We start from the raw sequence: 18,341 nt of genomic DNA on the forward strand, positions 1-18,341 counted from the left end.
AAACAATAATAGTGTCAAATATTCTGCTTTCACCTTTGTCCATTGCTCCCATGATTGATTGGACTTACAGTCATTTTCGAGTTTTTATGCGTATTTTGGCCCCCCATGCACTTGTATACACAGAAATGCAAACCACTGGGGCGATACAAAATAACCCATTGCGCTCTTTGCAATTTAATGTAAAAGAACATCCAATAGCACTCCAACTGGGAGGGTCTGATCCCGATGCATTAGCACATTGTGCACAACGTGCAGAACAAGAAGGATATGACGAGGTAAATATTAATCTTGGTTGTCCTAGTAATAAAGTCCAGGCAGGACGTTTTGGAGCATGTTTAATGAAAGAACCGAAGCAAGTTGCAGCATGTATTCACGCCATGCGACAAGGAGCGAGGATACCCATTACCGCAAAAACAAGAATAGGCATAGATCATCAAGACAGTTATAAGTTCTTTAGTGACTTTGTACATCAGTTGCTTGAAGCAGGGGCACAAAAAATTATTGTACATGCACGTAAAGCTTGGCTAAGCGGTTTAAACCCCAAACAAAATCGAACAATTCCACCTGTTAACTACGAATATGTTTATCGCCTTAAGGAAGAAATTCCTAATATTCCGGTAGTGATTAATGGTAATATATTGAATATAAAAGAAATTAAAGAACATCTGCACTATGTTGAAGGAGTGATGCTTGGCCGTTTGGCCTGTGATAATCCTTTTCAAATTGCAGTAATACATCAAGCACTTTTTCCTGAGGCTCAAATGAAAACTCGGAGCCAAGTATTTAATCTCTATTTGAATTATTTATTCGAAGAATATAATAAAGGGGTTTCCCTGAGTATACTAATTAAGCCTGTATTTAATTTGGCTTTTGGATTACCTGGTGCAAGTCAATGGAAAAAAAAGTTGATGGGTGTTTTGCAGACTAAAAATGTTTCTTTATTGCAGGAATTAAGTGAGTATTTGCGGGAGGTAGAATTATGTACAGAGACTTTATGAATTCCAGATTCAATAACCTTTTGTTGCTCCCTTGCACTTTTGCTATCAATATTTCGAAATCCAGGGGCTGTTGAAAATTCGCTAGATTGAGCCAAAATGGTGTGATTTTAGAGCACCGAAACGCAGCATACATGAAGTATGTGAGTATCGGAGCACATACAATCACGCCATTTTGGCCAAGATAATAGAATTGACAACAGCCCTGGAGATCTATTCAGCAACTCGCTTCCAAATATTGTATAATATGAGAGGAAATTGCGGAAAATAATATTTGAGTCGTCTGATTTGTCAGAAACCGCTCTCTTCACTAAGTTATAGCATGAAGATTCACTTAAATTAAAAGGTATTCATAGTATTTTTCCCCAAATTTTAGTACATTAACCAATTTGTTATTTGAAATCTCCAGAGGATTATGTAGGCCATGCTGAATACGTTGATTAAGAAAATGTTTGGAAGCCGAAATGAGCGCACTTTGCGGCGTATGGAAAAGGCAGTAGTGGCAATTAATGCATTTGAATCACAAATGCAAGCATTAACTGATGCAGAGTTAGCTGCAAAAACCCAGCATTTTAAAGCACGTTTTGCAGAAGGAGAAAGCCTTGATGAAATGTTAGCAGAGGCTTTTGCTACAGTAAGAGAAGTGTCCGTACGTACTTTGGGTATGCGTCATTTCGATGTGCAATTAATTGGTGGAATGGTTTTGCATGAAGGTAATATTGCTGAAATGCGCACAGGGGAAGGTAAAACATTGGTAGCAACTTTACCCGCATATTTGAATGCAATTACTGGACGTGGTGTACATGTTGTTACAGTGAATGATTATCTTGCAAAACGCGATAGTCAATGGATGAGTCCTATATTTGAATTTTTGGGATTGACTGTGGGTGTGATTTTTCCTGATATGTCACATGCTGCAAAACAAGAAGCTTATCGTTGTGATATCGTTTATGGAACAAACAACGAATATGGCTTTGACTATTTGCGCGATAATATGGCATTTAGTCTTGAAGATAAGGTACAAAGAGAGTTGAACTTTGCCATCGTGGACGAAGTGGATTCAATTCTCATTGATGAAGCACGTACTCCTCTGATTATTTCCGGGGCAGCAGAAGATAGCTCGGAACTTTACATTAAAATTAATTCATTGATTCCTCATTTGAAGAAACAAGAAGAAGAGGGTGGTGAAGGGGATTACACTATTGATGAAAAGCAAAAGCAGGCGCATCTTACTGATGCAGGTCATCAACATATAGAGGAGTTATTGGTTAAAGCAAAACTTCTAGATCATGGTGACAGTTTATATCATGCCAGCAATATTATGCTCATGCACCATGTCAATGCAGCATTAAAAGCTCATGCTATGTTTCATCGTGATGTGGATTATATTGTTAAGGATGGACAAGTTATTATAGTCGATGAACATACGGGTCGGACAATGCCTGGTCGAAGATGGTCTGAAGGCTTACATCAGGCAGTTGAGGCTAAGGAGGGTGCTTCCATTCAAAATGAGAACCAAACCCTTGCTTCAATTACATTCCAGAATTTCTTCCGAATGTATAATAAATTATCAGGAATGACCGGGACAGCGGATACAGAGGCTTATGAGTTGCAGCAAATTTATAATCTTGATGTTGTAGTAATTCCTACAAATAAACCTATGGTACGTAAAGATGAGGCTGATTTGGTTTATTTGACTCAAAAAGATAAATTTCAAGCAGTTATAGCAGATATTCGTGAGTGTACTGCTCGTAAGCAACCTGTTCTTGTGGGTACTGTTTCGATTGAAGCATCTGAGTTTTTAAGTCAGCTTCTTAAAAAAGAAAATATTAAACATCAAGTGCTTAATGCTAAATTCCATGAAAAAGAAGCACAAATTATTGCTGAAGCAGGTCGTCCGGGTGCGGTAACTATTGCTACAAATATGGCGGGTCGAGGAACTGATATCGTTTTGGGTGGAAGTTTATCTGCAGATTTGGCGCAACTCGGTGAAGATGCGCGTGCTGAAGAAATAGAAGCTGTGAAACAGTTATGGCAAAAACGTCATGATGAAGTAATTGCCGCCGGAGGATTGAGAATTATAGGTTCGGAGCGTCATGAATCCCGTCGAATTGATAATCAGTTGCGCGGCCGATCAGGTCGGCAGGGTGACGTAGGAAGCAGTCGTTTCTACTTATCTCTTGAAGATAATTTAATGCGCATATTTGCGTCTGAGCGTGTAGCATCGATGATGCGTCGTTTGGGAATGAAGCCTGGAGAGCCTATTGAGCATAGTCTTGTAACCAAAGCAATTGAGAATGCTCAACGTAAGCTTGAAGGACACCATTTTGATGTGAGAAAGCAGCTTTTGGATTATGACAACGTAGCAAATGATCAACGACAAGTCATTTATACCCAACGCGCTTCGATCATGGAAATGACCGATACTGAGGAAATGTTAAATATGATGCGAGAGGAAGTGATATCGAATCTTGTTGATACTTATATTCCTCCCCAAAGTTTGGAAGATCAATGGGATCCAAAATCTTTAAGTGATATTTTGGCTGATGAATTCAAACTTAAAGCTCCTGTACTCGAGTGGATTGAAGAAGATCATCATATTCAGCCCGAACAAATTAAAGAGAAAATTCTTGATCTTGCTGCACGAAAATATGATGAAAAAGTAAAGCAAGCGGGTCGAGCTACGATGTCGCAGTTTGAAAAATCCGTAGTTTTGCAAACTTTGGACAATCAATGGCGTGAACACTTGGCAGTAATGGATCAATTGCGTCAAGGAATCCATTTGCGTGGATATGCACAAAAAGATCCAAAGCAAGAGTATAAAAAAGAAGCGTTTACTTTGTTTACCACCATGCTTGATAGTTTAAAGTATGATGTTGTTCGTTTAGTTTCTTCAGTAGAAATTCAAACTGAAGAAGACGTTAATGCAGTTGAAGAGCAACGACGTGCTGAGCAGGTTAGTAAAATGAGCTTGCAACACGGAAATTATGCTGATGAACATGATGAGGAGGCTTCTTCATCTCAAACATACAGACGACAAGAGAAAAAAATTGGTCGAAATGATCCTTGTCCGTGTGGCTCAGGTAAAAAATATAAAGCGTGTCATGGAAGTTTGGCGTGAATATCTCAGTTGCCGTAGCAGTTATTGTCGATGAACAACAACGCATCTTAATTACCCAACGCCCTTTCCATCTTCCTCATGGAGGATGTTGGGAATTTCCTGGCGGAAAATTGGAAGTAAATGAGCCTCCAGAAGCTGCGTTGATTCGAGAAATCAAAGAAGAAATTGGCATAGAAGTTCAACATTACAAATTACTCGGTGAAGTAAAACATCAATACTCTGATAAATCAGTAAAATTAATTATTTTTCTTGTTAGTCAATATATCGGCGAACCTTTATGCTTGGAAGGACAATTGGCTATGAAATGGGTTTATCAGCATGAATTAATTTCTGAGCATTTCCCAGAAGCAAATCGTGAAGTAATCGCAATGGTACAAAATCATTTATTCTGCAAAGAACTTTTATAATGGAGTAGCCTGGGTGCAGCGCAGCAGAACCCGGGTTTTCCTTGGCACAAGCTTTCTCCAAATTACCGTTTTGCCTTCACCCCGCCTCCATTACATGATCATAAGAAATTTATTCAAATTCAGAATACCTGGGTTCCGCTGCGCTGCACCCAGGCTACATAGATTTGACTAATTAAAATCAAGATATAATGGAGTATGGTCTGAGACCTCGTCACTCAGGACAGTGAATTCATTAACAACAATATCTGGTGAAGTTAAAATATAATCCGCAAATTTTTCTTCTTTTTGATAGTAACGAGTTCTTGTTGAGCTGATGTGATTAATTTTTATTAAATTATTCATTCCTTGTTCAATGATGTGCATGCTTTGGGTATCAGGTCTTAAGTTAAAATCACCACATAATATTTTGGGAGTATTGATAGTATCCATAAAATGGCGGATACGTTGTGACTGATTGATTCGTTCCGGAGTGTCTTTTTTACCTTGCCCATTCCAGAGTCCATGCACATTAAGAATGGAATAAATTTTTTTATTAATCTCACACTCTACCCATTGTAAATCTCTAGGATGATTTAATCCTATTCCTGGATAATGTTGCTTTTGATGAATATTTATATCTCCTTCGCCTAAAATGTCGATATCATTTTTTAATAACATCGCAATTCCATACATATTTTCAACAGCAGGTTTAAAAATAGGGAAATGATTAGGAAGAAGTTGTTGTAGGTCAGAAAAAATATTCAGACTAAGAACTTTATCCTCTTCAGTTACAGCGCGATGAGCATTGTAATACACCTCTTGCAGGCAAAATATATCAATATCCCGATATTTGTCGATAAATTTTAATAAAGGCTCTCTTAAGTGGCCTCCCCATAAATTTAAGGTGATCAATTTCATTTATCGCTAAATTCCTTGTAGAAAGCTAAAGTGTTTCGTTCAACTGTTATGGAGTAAAAATGTCTATTATAAATTTTTTGATTCTCGAAGATATTTATAATGTAAATCATTTACTCTCCTGGTTAATTCAATAATATCCATATTATTAACAATTACATCATCTGCATTTTCTAAGCGCAGATGAGTATTAGGCTGAATAGATATAATAGCCTGGGCTTGTTCTTTACTGCATTGATCTCGTTGCATTAATCGTGATATTTGTAGTTCCATTGGCGCACAAACAAGCAAAATTTGATTGATATAAGGGTAGGCTTGTTTTGTAATCAGCAAAGGTATTTCTATCATGCAATAAGGAGTTGTACTCGCATCAACTCGTTTTTTAATCTCATTACGGATAGGTGGATGTAAGAGGCGTTCAAGCCAGTCTCGCTCCTCATGGTTCGAAAAGATTATTTCTCTTAGTTTGTTACGATCCAGTTCCCCATCTTCTTTAAGAATTTTAAAACCATAATGCGCAACAATTCTTCTATATGCGGCTTTATTTTTTTTAGTAATTTCTCTTGATATTTTATCGGCGTGAATGACTTCGACACCTAGCTCTGAAAAAAGTTCAGCAACTGTCGTTTTTCCACTTGCTATATCACCTGTTAATCCAACGCAATAAACCATATTTAAATCTCATTTTTATTCATGCACGTTACTACATTAATGGAGCACGTATAAGGAACAGGGCTTTTATGTTTACAAAATGCTAGGGCAGCCAATGCTGCATCTTCACGATTTGGATAGAGATTACTTCTCCAGGGCAATGCTTCTCTATCAAAAGCGGTACATCGCCACATGGGTGTAGTATTGATACCATTAACGAATTTGATACAACTTGCTTTGGACACTTTGCAGGTAGCTGGGGACTTACTGCCTTTTTTACATTCAGCATAAGAAAGATTTAAAGCTATTTTTTGATAAGCACTTTGTGCAGTCCATTTTGTATGGGTTATGTCACGTGTTGAACATTGCCAGTAATTACCCATATTTACTGGTGGCTGAGCAAAACTTGAAGACGAAATACCTAGAACAAGAAAAAAACAAGCTCCCATGTACTTATTCATTTTTTTTCCCCTTAAGCAATTCCAGTAATTGTTCAATATGTAGGGCTTTTGAAAAATACCAGCCCTGAAGAAATTGAACTTCGTTTTGTAATAAATAATTTACTTGCTCTTTTGTTTCTACACCTTCTGCAATAATAGTTAAATTAATTTTTTTTGCTAAATGAATGATTGCGTCGTTTAATGTTTCTGTGATTGCTTTTGTTCCTATAGCATGAATGAATATTTTGTCAATTTTAAGATAATTAAAAGGATAGTATTGCAAGTAGCTGATACTCGAATGCCCTGTTCCATAATCGTCTATAGCTAATGAATATCCCGCATCTCTGAGCTCTTGTAATCTGTTTATATAAATTTCATCATTCATATCGAGTAGATAACGTTCTGTTATTTCTAACAATATTTGTTTGGGTGAAATAGAATAATGTCGCATGATTTTATAAAAATGAGGGAAAAAATCATCGTCAGTAAAATGCAGTGCACAAATGTTAAATGATAAGTGGAAGCTAGGTTTAGACCTTAAGATATTTTTCGTTTCTTTAAATGCTGTTTCAATAATTTGCAATGTTATTGGAACAATTAAACCTGTGTTTTCTGCTTCTTCTATAAAAAGATCGGGCATAATAATTTCATCTTGATTATCTTGCCACCTTAAGAGAACCTCAGCACCAGAACAGGCATTACTTTTTGCATCAAATAAGGGTTGATAAACGGGGTAAAATTGTCCGCTCCTAATGGCTTGCTTCATTGCTCCATGCAAAGAATAATACCTGTTAAATTGATTCCTAATTAAAAAATATAAGAAAGTTGAAAGTACTAAAACATAAAGAGCAACTAAGATTTGTTTATGCCAAAGAGTATTAATTATGGTTTGATCGGGTTCTGTAACTGTAAGTAAAACACCATTAAGGCTGTTTAATTTTACTGTAGCGAATATTTTTTGAAATGGATAGGATGAATCAAGAAACAATTTATCTATCCAAGAAGCTCCTGTTATTTTTCCTATTTGGAAAATTTCCTTTTTCTGATTGATGTCATATAAGGTGATGATGCGCTGATTACTTTCTGGGACATTCAATATATTTTCAAGTGTTGATGTCATAATAATTATTTCTACCTGATAATCACCAATTTTTTTTTGAACTGCAAAAATTGGATGATTGAACATAGGTATTTTTAATGGCCCTATAATCGTCTGATGTATACCTTGGCCCAAGAGAAAAGTCTGATTATGAGGTAGGGTAGAACATATAATCTGATGTTTTTTATCGCGAATTGCCAATCCAGAAATTTGTGCATGATTGATAATCATGTATTGCAAAAAAGGAAGAAAATTATCGGTACATGTTAGGTTTTCCTTCTTGTAGGAAGGAATTTGATTTAAATCCTGAAGAATATCATTAATAAAGTCATCAAGGTTATCCGCGAGTTTATTACATACTTCAGTAACCAAAGTAAAAGAGACTTTAACGTTATTATGCCAATTGATATAAGAAAAAATAATAAGTAAAAGAATGGTGAAAAATATCCAGAATAATTTGAATTGCTTGTAGACAAAAAATGTCATGTTGCTGAATATTTTTCGCATGATTTTAAGGTATTACATAAGCTCCCTTTATAGAGTGTAGTGTTATTTCCGCTAATTTCCCAATTACCTCATAATCCGTATTTAATGGGGGAAGCCAATAAAGCGTATTCCCTATAGGTCTAATTAAAGCTCCATGCTCCAAGGCGTGTTGATAAACCTTATTACCTATTCGGTTTTGTCCTGTGTCCTCGAGATCAGCAGCTACAATCGCTCCAAGGCCTCGAATATTGCTTAATTTACCTGAAAGCTTTGCAACCTCAGTTAAAGCAGAAAGCATGTATTCGCCTAGATTTTTTGCTTGTTCAATTATTTTTTCTTGATGCATAGTGCGAATGGTTGCTAATGCAGCGCTGACTGCTAGTGGGTTCCCGCTATATGTATGTGAATGTAAGAAGGATTTACCCGCTGTATAATCTGCATAAAAAAGATCAAAAACAGAGTTGTCGATCATGACACAACTTAGAGGAATAGAGCCTGAGGTTAATCCTTTGGATAAACAAATAAGATCAGGTTCAACTTCTGCATGATTTGAAGCCAACCATTTACCCGTTCGCCCCATTCCAGTCATTATTTCATCGGCAATAAGGTAAATGTTTTTACTTTGAGCCCAGGATGATAACCTTTTTAGAAAATCAGGGCTGTAACACAACATTCCTCCTGCGCCTTGCAGCAAGGGTTCAACAATAATAGCGCAGACTTTATCACTAATTGCTTCTAATTCTTTTTCAACAGTGGACCAATATGAATCACAATTGTGCCATAAAGAATCTTCTTTACCGGAAATGTAAGGAATATTTTGTATGTAATGGCAAGTCAGACCAAATGATGTGTATGGCGCTTTATAAAGTCCCAAATCACTAACACTCATTGTGCCCAGTGTTTCCCCATGATATCCATTCTTTAGAGCAATAAACTGTTTTTTATCTGTAAAACCTTTAATCTGATTGGCATGAATTGCTAATTTCATCGCAATTTCAACAGCACTTGAACCATCACTGGCAAAAAAAACGTGTTGTTTTTTAGTAATTTTCGCTAACTCTTCTGCCAACTCAACAAGAGCTGGGTGCGTAGTATTTGCTGTAATGACATGTTCAAAACACTCCAACTGAGCGTTTATCGCTTCAATAACTGCAGGATGGCCATGACCTAATGATTTACACCACCAGCTGGAAATGGCATCAATTAAGGGGCCTTTATTGGTATAAAGATAACTTCCTTGAGCTTTTTCAATAATCAAGGGAGGGCATGTTTCAAAGTCTTTCATTTGGGAACAAGGGTGCCAAAAATGTTTCAAATCTCGACTGATTAATTGGTGTGTGTTGACCATTTTAAAAATTTTGGTTGACAAGCTTGGGGGGCACTTTATCATGTCCGCTAATCAAATAAAATTTGAATTTACAAAAGAGATCTAATTTTCTATAGGATAATTAGATTACTTTTAAAACTTTAATTAGGAGGTACTGTTGTGACTCAAGTTAAGAAACATTGGTCTGTTTCTGAAATTACAGCAATTTATGAACAACCTTTTAATGATTTATTGCATCAAGCCTCTACGGTGCATAGAGCAAATCATCAGCCAAACTCTTTACAATTTGCTTCTTTGCTTAGCATCAAAACAGGTGCTTGTCCTGAAGATTGTGGTTATTGTTCGCAAAGTGGTCATTATAAAACTCATGTTGAAAAAGAAAAATTAATGTCTGTAGAGGATGTTTTGAAATGTGCCAAGGAAGCCAAAGAGGGCGGAGCACAGCGATTTTGCATGGGCGCTGCGTGGCGTTGCCCACCAGATAAGGTTATGGGTGAGTTGAAAGAAATGATCCAAGGAGTTAAAGCATTAGGATTAGAAACCTGTATGACTTTAGGGATGCTGAATCAAGAACAAGCAGTTTCTTTAAAAGAAGCTGGCTTGGATTATTATAATCATAATATTGATACATCGCCTTCATATTATGAAAAAGTAGTTACAACACGCAAGTTCAGTGATCGTTTAGATACATTAAATCATGTTCGAGATGCCGGAATTAACGTATGTTGTGGTGGTATTCTAGGTTTGGGTGAGACACGTGAGGACCGGATTGAATTCTTGTTAACTTTGGCAAATATGGAATCCCCTCCAGAAAGTGTTCCTATTAATCGTCTAATCCCAGTTACAGGAACTCCTCTTGCAAAGGCAGCTGAAGTTGAAGGGATTGAATTAGTTAGAACCATTGCAACTGCACGAATATTAATGCCAAAAAGTATGATTCGACTATCAGCTGGAAGAGTCGGAATGAGTGATGAACTACAAGCTTTATGTTTCTATGCTGGAGCAAACTCTGCATGGTTAGGTGATAAACTTTTAACTGAAGAAAATCCACAGAGAACTAAGGATAAGGCTCTTTTTGATAAACTTGGTTTAACTGAGATGGCCTAAATGCCTCTAAGTAATAAAATTAGAGATTATACGAATCAGCTGACGCATGAAGGCCTGCTAAGGCATAGACTTGTGACAGCTGAAAATTCATCTTTAATTCATTTTGACAGCAATGATTATTTATCTTTAACTCGCGATAAACGTATTGCTGAAGGATATCAACGTGGATATGCCTTGTACCCTAGTGGCAGTGGTGCATCGATGTTGCTGAGTGGTTATCATGCCAATCATCGTGCTGTTGAAGAAGCGTTTGCCAATTTATTAGGTGCAGATGACTGTATTTTATTTTCTTCAGGTTACGCAGCAAATCTTGCAGTGACAGCCTTACTTGGTAAATTGAAAGTTCATTGTTTTATTGATAAAGAAATACATGCTTCAATTTATGATGGTTTGGCTTTGTCACAGGTAAACTATACACGTTATTTGCATAATAATTTAGATGACTTAAGTCGTAAGTTAACCAAACATTTTGAATGCTCGGCTCTAATAACTGAAGGTATTTTTAGTATGAGTGGCCAATTGGCTCCATTGGCAGAGCTATTTTCTCTTTGCAATGTGAGTCAAAATGCGCTGATTGTAGATGAGGCTCATTCTTTTGGTGTTTTAGGCAGTCAGGGGAAGGGAGCAACAGCCTATCATGGATTAACTCAAAATGAAGTGCCATTACGAATTATCCCGCTAGGAAAAGCTTATGCGGCTCAAGGTGCGCTTGTCGCTGGGAAAGCAGACTGGATTGATGCATTATTACAAGCAGGACGTTCTGTTATTTATTCGACTGCTGTAAGCCCTGCTTTAAGTTATGGCTTATTGAATACTTTGGAATTTGTAGTAAATGCGGAAGAGAGACGATTGAGATTAACGCAATTGGTTGATTTATTTAGATCTTATATTAAACAATCCCCACTAAATTGGACTGATTCGATTAGTCCAATTCAGCAACTACAATTAGGATGTCCGCATTTGGCTTTATACTATGCGCGCGAGTTAAAAAAACACGGTTTTAGTTGTTGTGCAATAAGAAAGCCTACGGTGAGCATCAAAGCATCTGGGTTGCGTGTCATTTTAAATTATAATCATACTCCTGAACAAATTCGGGGGTTATTTGATATGTTAAGTGTAATTTATGAACATAAACATCCATAATTATGGCAAAGGATTCCCTCTTGTTTTCTTTCATGGATGGGGATTTGATAGTCAGATTTGGTTACCATTGATACCCAAACTTTCCATGAATTATCAACTGATATTGGTAGATTTGCCGGGGTTTGGCCATAGCCCAGTTATGGATTGGGATTCATTTAAAGAGCGTTTAATCGCGCAATTACCTAATCAATTTGCGCTGATCGGTTGGTCTATGGGCGGGCTATATGCCATGCGTTTGGCAGTAGAGGAATATGGCAGGGTAGATTATCTTGTTAACGTAACTTCATCGCCGCGATTTTTAAATTCTGATTTGTGGTCAGGTATTTCTCAGGATGTTTTTAAAAGATTTTATAAAAATCTATCAGAAGAACCTCATGTAACTTTAAAAGAATTTTTAGAGCTTAATGGATTGACCAGTAATGATAAGCTGCATTATCTGCCTGATAAACTCCCATCACCAGAAGGCTTAGAGTTAGGCCTTAAAACTTTAGAAACCTGGGATTTACGGGAGGAATTAAAACAGTTTGATAAACCTTCATGTTTTATGTTTGGCCGGCTCGATCCCATTGTTCCGATTAAAACGATGAATTCCATGCAACTATCTTATCCAGAGTTTAAATATGTATTGTTTAAACGAGCTGCACACATGCCTTTTTTATCTCATATGGATTTATTTATTGAAGAGCTACGAGGATTCATCAGATGAAGCGTTTTTTTGTTACAGGTACCGATACTGATTGTGGTAAAACGTATATAACATCATGCTTAATAAATTACTTTTCATCGGCAGTTGCAATTAAACCTGTAGCAAGTGGATGCATGGAAATAGAAAATAAGCTGGTTAGTAGTGATGCACAAAATTTGCAAAAAAATAATATTAGTTTGGATGTAATAAATCCTTGGCGATTTAAGCTGCCTGTGTCACCTCATATTGCTGCGCATAGGGAAGGAGTCTGTTTATCCATTACCGAAATTGCAGATTATTGCCTTAATTTACAATTAGATGGTATAGAAAAATTGTTTATTGAAGGTGCTGGTGGATTAATGGTTCCATTGAATGACCATGAAACCTGGATTGATTTTCTGCAGATTACCAAGATACCTGTTATTCTTGTGGTTGGAATGAAATTAGGTTGTATTAATCATGCCTTGCTGACAGAAACGGCTTTGCGTGCAAATAACATTCATTGTGTAGGATGGATTGCCAATTGTATTGATCCAAACATGTACGAATTATCAGCTAATATTGCTACATTATGCCAGAAACTTACTTCTCCTCTTTTGGCAAAAGTACCCTTTGCAAGTGATCTTTCAGCGATTGATTTTTTCTTTGAGTAAGCATTAATATGGCTTTTTAACCTTTCACTTGTTGTTTTAGTAACACTATTGTATTTTAAAGAAGAATTCATTTAATGTAAGGGAAAACAATGTTTACACGCGATAAGTTGATACAATCAGTAATGACTGCTTTTTTTGTTCTTGTTGCAACTGGTAGTTCAGCAGCAGACAACGATACGGCTGCTGCAACTGAAAAGTGTTATGGAATTTCTAAAAAAGGTATGAATGACTGCGCTACTGCTACTGCTTCGTGCGCGTCTTCTGCTACGAAAGACAAGCAAAAAGATGCCTTTATTTTGTTACCTAAAGGACTGTGTGATCGGATTGTCGGTGGTAGTCTCAAGCCTGAGTAAAAATTTAATATTAAAATTGATGTAAACTGATATTAAAAATAAAGGAAATTAATTATGAAGCAAATTTTAGGAAGCTGGCTCTCATCATTGTTTATTGCAATTACTTTTTCTGCTCCAATTTACGCAGCACCTGACACATATACTTTGGATAAAAATCATACTTATGTATTATGGAGTGCTGAGCACTTGGGCTTCTCAACTCAATATGGCAAATGGTATGCAACGGGACAGTTGGTTCTTGATAAAGATAATCCAAGTCAAAGTAAAGTCAATGTGACAATTGATGTCAAGGACATGATTACGGGTATTCCTGAGTTGGATAAGCATCTGAAAAGTAATTTGTTTTTTGATGCCGAGCGTTACCCTACAGCAACTTTTGTGAGCAATAAAGTAACCCCACAAGGTGATAATAAAGCAACAGTTGAGGGTACCTTAACATTACGCGGAGTAAGTAAGCCAGTGGTGTTGCAAGTTACCTTAAATAAAGTGGGAATGAATCTGATTAGTAATAAAATGTCCGTTGGTTTTACCGCTACATCTGCCATAAATCGTTCTGATTTCGGAATCAATGCATTCTTGCCCTCAGTGAGTGATAAAGTAAACCTTTCTATTGGAGCTGAAGCGTATCTGGATCAGAATAAAAAACAAGATCAAGGTAAAGGACAGGGTAAAGAATAGGATATCTTATGCAAATCAAAAACAGCTCGACTCATTTTGGTATCGTTACCATAGTATTTCATTGGGTGATCGCTTTATTAATTATAGGATTATTGGCACTTGGTTTGTATATGGTTTCTATACCCTGGAATGCCCAAAGGCTGAAATACTATGGCTGGCATAAAGAGTACGGTTTTTTAGTTCTGTTTTTAGCTATTTTAAGAATCGTTTGGCGATTAGCTAATGAAAATCCTGAACTGGCTTTACCTTGGCTGGAAAAAATTGCTGCACGCAGTATGCACTGGGCATTTTATTTATTTATGTTTGCCATGCCAATTACGGGTTGGTTAATTACATCAGCTGCAGGATTGCCTGCATCATTTTTTGGATTGTTTACTTTACCTGATCTTATAGCACCTGATGAAAGTAAACGGGTTTTATTTGAATGGGTCCATAAATGGTTAGGCTATGCTCTTATTGCAGCAATCTGTCTGCATGTGGCTGCTGCTCTTAAACATCATTTTATTAATAAGGACGATATATTACGGAGAATTTTCCCATGAAAATAATAAAGTATTTTTTCTTTCTATTTTTCTTGAATAGTATCTGTGCAAACGCGGCTTCTTTACCTGAATGGACGCTAGTACCTAATGAAAGCAGCATAAGCTTTACAGCAACACAAAATAATGCGCCTGTTACTGGTACTTTTAAAGAATTTACCGCCAACATTGCTGCAGATCCCGAACAGTATCAAAGCAGTACTGTTGATGTAGTCGTGAACATGAGTTCACTTACTACCTCATATGCGGAAATAAGTTCCATACTACTTGGTCCAGACTGGTTTAATGCTAAGGAGTTCCCAAAAGCTGAGTTTAAGTCGACTAAATTCACCAAAAAAGATGATAAAAATTATGAAGCTGCTGGAACATTAACCATAAAAAATAAGTCAGTGCCCGTAACACTTACCTTCACTGCAGTAGAATCACCTAAAAATCATCTGGTTGTTGAAGGACATACTACAGTAAAACGGTTGGATTTTGGCATCGGACAAGGTGACTGGTCGAGTACGAGTGAAATAAAAGATGAGGTAACTATAAATTTTAAAGCAGTTGCCACACGTAAGTAATAAGGTCATTCAGTTGTTAATGAAAACTTTATTATAGTCTGGTGTTTTTGTACACCAGACTATATGTCACCTGCATCTGCCTGTTTTAAAGACAGGCATTGATGTTGGTCTAACTATTGCTGATCCATAAACCATTTTTCCTTTAATTCAAGAAATTTAGCTTTTTGTTTATCATTTAAAAGTGTAAGCATTTGATGCTGTATTATTATTCTTGTTTTTAGTATAGAACCCCTTATTTTATTTACTTTTTCAACTAAAACATCAAGTTTTGCTTCATCAAGTTTCTCAGCTTTGATTAAAGAATTGATTTGATTGCGCAGTAATCTAAGTTGAGCATAGTTTTCTTTGAGAGAAGCTCTAGCTTTTTCTCGATATGCTTTAAGTTTGGCTTTTTGATCTGCATTGAGATTGAGTTCTTGTGCTAACCTATCAAATCGATGATGGGAATCACAATTTTTTGAGCCGCCGATACAAGCGAAACTTGGTTGACCAAAGATTAGTACTAATGCAATTGTTGAAAACCAGAGAAGTTTTTTACTCATTATCCATTCCTCATAATATTAAACCAACTTTCCTGTCACATGTCATCGTTACTGAACACATCTAGTATATACTAAGGAATAAATAAACGCAGTATTACGTCATCAATTAGTGCCAATTTTATTCAATTATGATATAATTTTACCAATTTAATGGTAAAGAAGATATAAACTATGTACATTAAACGCGAAGAAAGAAAAGATAAACAAGCAAGCTCATCACCCGCCAATCAATTCTTCGAAATTGATTTTATTAAAAATATCGTAAATTCAAATTCTGGATATGTCCCCTCTACTCAACTAACAACCATGCGAGAAGTGACAAGAAAAGTAGATCGGCGAAAATTATTAGAGGATGCTAGCAGAGCATTTGATAGCAAAGACGCGCTGATTTTAAGAGCGAATTTTTTATTTGAGGCAGTGCTTCTTGGAGATTTTTATCAGCTTTCCTTAGGTAAAAGTAGTGTGAGTGTACATGAAAGCTTTAGTCGCTCCAACTTAATTAATTACTTGAAACCCTATCATATATTAAATACAAATGATTTAAATGTATTAGAAGAAATTATTAATGATGTGAAGAACATAAAGATTGAAAAGATCGTAAGTACCGATACCGGCGTATCAGCACACTATGTGTTATCTATCCAATGCCCAGATAAAAAAAATTATAAATTTAAAATTAACGATATAAGTTTATTGGGGCAAATGATTACACAAATAGTTACACCACATATATATGCTCCTTATATTGATGAGGAAGAGACTGACACTCCGAAATTTCTAGGAAATTTTTTAACAAAATACGCTCACAGCGGATTTGAAAACATTTTTAACGGTCATTTCTCTCTGAATTCTGGCTCTGTGCCGTTTTATAAAATTTATAAAGAAAATAGTGATAAAGAGAATGAAAATCTTCTTTCCGCATACGGCTATCTTGAAATAGCCTATTATTTGCTCACTCAAGAAAATGTGAGTAACAAGGACTATAATGAAGCAAAACATTTTTTTGCTAAAGCAGTTTTTTCATTTAATAAATTCTATTTTTCCCGTGGCAATATGAGTACTCATTTGGCATACATTGTATCTCCAATGTTGGCAACGATGAATTTATTGGCTAACAAAGAAAAAAATATGGATATAGCCGAGTGCATTAAAATTTTAGAAGCCGCGAGTATTTTTCGTGATGTTTTTTCAGACAAAATGAAAGACATTTATCAAGATAAATTAGAGCAAGTTAGCTTTGAGTTTTTAAGTGAATCAGCCAAATTAGAGCAATTATGCCGAGACGTTGTGAATCAGATCAAAAATTCTCAATCAATGCCATTGGCTAATTTGTTTTTCAACGCAAAAAATATACCCCTAGAAATTAAAAGTGATCTTTTAGATGGGTTAAAGCTAACAAATGAAGAAAAAAAGAGCATGTTGCGCAATTTAGTTATGCAAGCTGATACATTATGGTATCAAGCGGACATAAAAGAAAAATATAGGATGATTTCAAAGATTTATCAACCGTTCATCGAGCTAATGGATACCAAAGAACTAGAGTTTTTACTTCAATCGTCAAATACTTCAACCGAAATTAAGGCAATGATTTGCCGAGATTTAATCCATAGAACGAATATGGCTGACGTTAATGCAGTAGATTATTTAATAAATCTTATTAATGATTTTCGTTGTACTCTTAAAGAAGTGAAATTAGATGAATACAGTTTAAAAGATAAAGATGAACTGTACGGAAGTTTATACAAGTTACTAGGGTTGCAGATGAATTTTGCTATGGAATTCGATGAGCCAGTTTTAACTGATGAATATTTAGATAAATTAATTGTTCAATGGAGGCAATTTCCAAACGAAAAGAAACAAGAACAAGTGCAAGAAAAACTCATTGAGAAAGCAGTACAAAGGCCTGGTCTGTTTTCACAAACAGAATATCAGAGGATGCAGCTCCGACAAGTTCAAAAAGAGAAAGCAATTAAATATTATTTGGAAGCTGTGCCGCATGTTTTACATCAATTATCTGGTGAGGTAGACCAGGCAGAAGGTTTACTTGCAAAATTAAAAGAGTCACTGTCTCATGTAAGAGACAAGGAAGAATTTCATTCGAGTTTTTTTCCAGATAAGGCGGATACAGACCAATTAGAATCACCATTAATAGCAAACGTTAATTCATCTCTTGTCCTGATGAAGGAATTAGAAGGCAAATTTAAAAAAATTAATGATACTATTGCGGACCTAAAAGCAAAAAGCCATCCTCAAGCAGCTGAGCAATATGATCCTTTGAAGGAAAATGTACAACAAAAAATTTCCGCAGCAAAGGCAAGCACGGCTTATAAACTTGATGTTCAAATTATAAGAGTTGAAAAACTGCTTGCTGAGACGAATAATAAATTTAGCCAATTGTCTACTCAGCTAATTCTTAAAAATAGCTCCCTCAAAGACATCTACAATGATTTTTTGAAACCAGCAGAAAAAACTTATGTTGAAATGGAAAAACTCGCTGAAAAATATTTAGAATTAGCTAGGGCATTAGATGATATCATGGAGGATAGTATAAAAAGAGAAAATAATCAGGAATATTATCCTATACAATCTCCGTCATAGATAATGTTTAAACCTTAGTAATTAACATTTGAACAATGGTCTTAACGCCAGGTACAG

At 36.0% G+C, this 18,341-nt stretch carries 18 protein-coding genes; 12 read left to right on the forward strand and 6 right to left on the reverse strand.

Annotated features, from left to right (window positions below; all coding sequences use genetic code 11):
* The first annotated feature begins 11 nt into the window (after positions 1-11).
* The 3 genes from dusA to mutT all read left to right on the forward strand — a co-directional run bounded on the left by dusA (position 12) and on the right by mutT (position 4,523).
* Complete coding sequence (gene dusA, locus Lani_RS07730; RefSeq protein WP_019232236.1) at positions 12-998, forward strand: tRNA dihydrouridine(20/20a) synthase DusA; 987 nt, start codon at positions 12-14, stop codon at positions 996-998.
* Between the two features lie 421 nt (positions 999-1,419).
* Positions 1,420-4,116, forward strand: a complete 2,697-nt coding sequence (gene secA / locus Lani_RS07735) for a preprotein translocase subunit SecA (protein WP_019232237.1) — start codon at positions 1,420-1,422, stop codon at positions 4,114-4,116.
* Entirely contained in the window at positions 4,113-4,523 is a 411-nt protein-coding gene (gene mutT, locus Lani_RS07740) for an 8-oxo-dGTP diphosphatase MutT (protein ID WP_019232238.1), read from the forward strand. Before secA ends, mutT begins: the two co-directional genes overlap by 4 nt.
* 168 nt (positions 4,524-4,691) lie before the next feature.
* Here mutT and Lani_RS07745 read toward each other — a convergent pair whose 3' ends face one another.
* The 5 genes from Lani_RS07745 to bioA all read right to left on the reverse strand — a co-directional run bounded on the left by Lani_RS07745 (position 4,692) and on the right by bioA (position 9,441).
* Entirely contained in the window at positions 4,692-5,420 is a 729-nt protein-coding gene (locus Lani_RS07745; RefSeq protein ID WP_019232239.1) for an endonuclease/exonuclease/phosphatase family protein, read from the reverse strand.
* A 66-nt stretch (positions 5,421-5,486) separates the two neighbouring features.
* The gene (gene coaE, locus Lani_RS07750; RefSeq protein WP_019232240.1) at positions 5,487-6,089 is read right to left on the reverse strand and encodes a dephospho-CoA kinase; all 603 of its coding nucleotides are present in this window, start codon (positions 6,087-6,089) and stop codon (positions 5,487-5,489) included.
* A 2-nt stretch (positions 6,090-6,091) separates the two neighbouring features.
* Positions 6,092-6,529: a hypothetical protein gene (locus Lani_RS07755; protein ID WP_019232241.1), complete on the reverse strand. Its 438-nt coding sequence runs from the start codon at positions 6,527-6,529 to the stop codon at positions 6,092-6,094.
* Positions 6,522-8,093 carry an EAL domain-containing protein gene (locus tag Lani_RS07760; protein WP_223499441.1) on the reverse strand — a complete coding sequence of 524 codons (1,572 nt, stop codon included), beginning with the start codon at positions 8,091-8,093 and terminating at the stop codon, positions 6,522-6,524. Before Lani_RS07760 ends, Lani_RS07755 begins: the two co-directional genes overlap by 8 nt.
* Positions 8,094-8,118: 25 nt before the next feature.
* Complete coding sequence (bioA, locus tag Lani_RS07765) at positions 8,119-9,441, reverse strand: adenosylmethionine--8-amino-7-oxononanoate transaminase (protein WP_040521957.1); 1,323 nt, start codon at positions 9,439-9,441, stop codon at positions 8,119-8,121.
* 138 nt (positions 9,442-9,579) lie between these two features.
* On the opposite strand from bioA, the gene bioB reads away from it, so the two are divergent.
* From bioB to Lani_RS07805, 8 genes are all read left to right on the forward strand, one after another.
* On the forward strand, positions 9,580-10,527 hold the full coding sequence (bioB, locus tag Lani_RS07770; protein ID WP_019232244.1) for a biotin synthase BioB: 948 nt from the start codon (positions 9,580-9,582) through the stop codon (positions 10,525-10,527).
* Complete coding sequence (locus Lani_RS07775; RefSeq protein WP_019232245.1) at positions 10,528-11,670, forward strand: aminotransferase class I/II-fold pyridoxal phosphate-dependent enzyme; 1,143 nt, start codon at positions 10,528-10,530, stop codon at positions 11,668-11,670.
* The gene (locus Lani_RS07780) at positions 11,651-12,376 is read left to right on the forward strand and encodes an alpha/beta fold hydrolase (RefSeq protein WP_019232246.1); all 726 of its coding nucleotides are present in this window, start codon (positions 11,651-11,653) and stop codon (positions 12,374-12,376) included. Before Lani_RS07775 ends, Lani_RS07780 begins: the two co-directional genes overlap by 20 nt.
* Positions 12,373-13,008 carry a dethiobiotin synthase gene (gene bioD, locus Lani_RS07785; protein WP_019232247.1) on the forward strand — a complete coding sequence of 212 codons (636 nt, stop codon included), beginning with the start codon at positions 12,373-12,375 and terminating at the stop codon, positions 13,006-13,008. Before Lani_RS07780 ends, bioD begins: the two co-directional genes overlap by 4 nt.
* An 89-nt stretch (positions 13,009-13,097) precedes the next feature.
* A complete protein-coding gene (locus tag Lani_RS07790; RefSeq protein ID WP_019232248.1) occupies positions 13,098-13,361 on the forward strand; it encodes a BufA1 family periplasmic bufferin-type metallophore in 264 nt (87 codons plus the stop codon).
* Positions 13,362-13,415: 54 nt separating this feature from the next.
* Positions 13,416-14,039 carry a YceI family protein gene (locus tag Lani_RS07795; RefSeq protein ID WP_019232249.1) on the forward strand — a complete coding sequence of 208 codons (624 nt, stop codon included), beginning with the start codon at positions 13,416-13,418 and terminating at the stop codon, positions 14,037-14,039.
* A gap of 8 nt (positions 14,040-14,047) precedes the next feature.
* A complete protein-coding gene (locus tag Lani_RS07800) occupies positions 14,048-14,581 on the forward strand; it encodes a cytochrome b (protein ID WP_019232250.1) in 534 nt (177 codons plus the stop codon).
* Positions 14,578-15,144 (forward strand): YceI family protein, encoded by a 567-nt coding sequence (locus tag Lani_RS07805; RefSeq protein WP_019232251.1) that lies wholly within the window; start codon positions 14,578-14,580, stop codon positions 15,142-15,144. The genes Lani_RS07800 and Lani_RS07805 overlap by 4 nt, the downstream gene beginning before the upstream one ends.
* A gap of 113 nt (positions 15,145-15,257) precedes the next feature.
* Here Lani_RS07805 and Lani_RS07810 read toward each other — a convergent pair whose 3' ends face one another.
* Positions 15,258-15,686, reverse strand: coding sequence for a Spy/CpxP family protein refolding chaperone (locus tag Lani_RS07810; protein WP_019232252.1), 429 nt, complete (start codon positions 15,684-15,686; stop codon positions 15,258-15,260).
* Positions 15,687-15,857: 171 nt separating this feature from the next.
* Here Lani_RS07810 and Lani_RS07815 point away from each other — a divergent pair, with 171 nt between their 5' ends.
* The gene (locus tag Lani_RS07815; protein ID WP_019232253.1) at positions 15,858-18,284 is read left to right on the forward strand and encodes a hypothetical protein; all 2,427 of its coding nucleotides are present in this window, start codon (positions 15,858-15,860) and stop codon (positions 18,282-18,284) included.
* Positions 18,285-18,341 lie beyond the last annotated feature (57 nt).

This window comes from Legionella anisa, assembly GCF_001467525.1.
GTDB lineage: Bacteria > Pseudomonadota > Gammaproteobacteria > Legionellales > Legionellaceae > Legionella > Legionella anisa.